Genomic DNA, 1,364 nt, shown 5'->3' with positions numbered 1-1,364 from the left:
ATTCAAACGTTCAATGGCATCAATGCGTTCCGTCAACAAGTAAAAAGTACAGTGCGTATCCATGGGATCATTAACCAGGGTGGGCAAGCAGCCAATATTATTCCTGATTACGCCTCAGCCCAATTTTATGTAAGAGCGGCTACACGTCAAGAACTGAACCCGCTGACTCGCCGTGTTATTCAAATTGCTGAAGGAGCTGCTTTACAGACCGGGTGTCGTTTGGAGACCTCCAATTATGAGACTTCTTATGATGAAATGGTCACGAACCGTGTACTTTCCGATGCGTTTACCGCAAATTTGGTGCAGGCTGGCATTTCACAAGAAGATATAACGGAAGGCGAAGATCACGGCTCCATGGATATCGGAAATGTATCGCTTCATTGCCCTGCTATCCATCCTTACATTCAAGTTATTGACGAGAAGCATGCCTTGCATACACCAGAATTCCGCGATTTGGCGATGCAGGACCGGGCCATGGAAGGAATGCTGCTGGCTGCGAGAACTTTGGCATGGACTGCTTGCGATGTAATCACGAATCCTGAACTGCTAGCCCGGATAAAAAAAGAATTCGCTCTGCTGAATAACGAACGCTAAATCTTAATTCCGTGTTCTTTCAGAAAGGAGTAGTCAGCCATCATGGATAGTATGAGCAGCTTTTGGACGTTGTTTATTGTGGTGATCCTCATCATTTTTTGGTTTATATTCCGTGCAATACGCAGAAACCGGGGAAACAGAAAAACACGGAGCCGGAATGCTTTTTTCCTCAGCTCCCCATCCCCTTCGTCCCTTGCGCAGGAGCGTCATCCAGAGATTACAGAGCTGATGCAGCTACTGGAGCAATCCATTCCCGCCTCCTATGCTCATAGCGTAAGGAGTCGTGTAATCGAAGCCCACCCTGAGCTGACGGAGCAAGAATATGATTGGCGCTGGCATGAGCTAAAACGATATTTTATGCTATGCGCGATTATGAATCGAGTGCCTATGTTCAGTAGTGATGTGGATGAATTATGGCACGAAATGTTGATGTTTACCCGCGAATATCAGCAATTCTCGGAAGCTTTTTTTGGTCGTATGCTTCACCATGCTCCTCATTCCGGCGGCTCTCAGCCGATGCCTGAGGAGCGGGCGTGGTTTGACTGGTTGTATGTAGAATGCTTTGGCTGGAACCGCTATAGCGCCAGTTTGTGGGGAACTTTTTTTAATCATCCATTACCGAGCGACGAGCTTTCGCGCTATTACAAACTCACAACTTCCGCGCAGCCAGCAGGTGACCGCTGGAATACGCAGGAGGATATAGCTATTTCACAGCAGGCCCAACAAGCGGTTCATAAGATTGTACAACATCTGCACGAGCGGGTGAATAA

At 47.5% G+C, this 1,364-nt stretch carries 2 protein-coding genes; both read left to right on the top strand.

Features of this window, described 5'->3' with window-relative positions; translation table 11 throughout:
• On the top strand, positions 1 to 594 hold a 594-nt coding region (locus GRP75_RS27070), incomplete at its 5' end, for a zinc-binding metallopeptidase family protein (RefSeq protein WP_160790902.1).
• A 42-nt stretch (positions 595 to 636) separates the two neighbouring features.
• The coding region (locus tag GRP75_RS27065; RefSeq protein ID WP_160790901.1) for a glycine-rich domain-containing protein at positions 637 to 1,364 on the top strand (728 nt) is incomplete at its 3' end.

The organism is Paenibacillus sp. OT2-17 (assembly GCF_009827695.1).
Taxonomy (GTDB): Bacteria; Bacillota; Bacilli; order Paenibacillales; family Paenibacillaceae; genus Paenibacillus; species Paenibacillus polymyxa_B.
The sequence above is the reverse complement of the archived record's forward strand: the minus strand, read 5'-3'. Positions and strand labels throughout refer to the sequence as shown.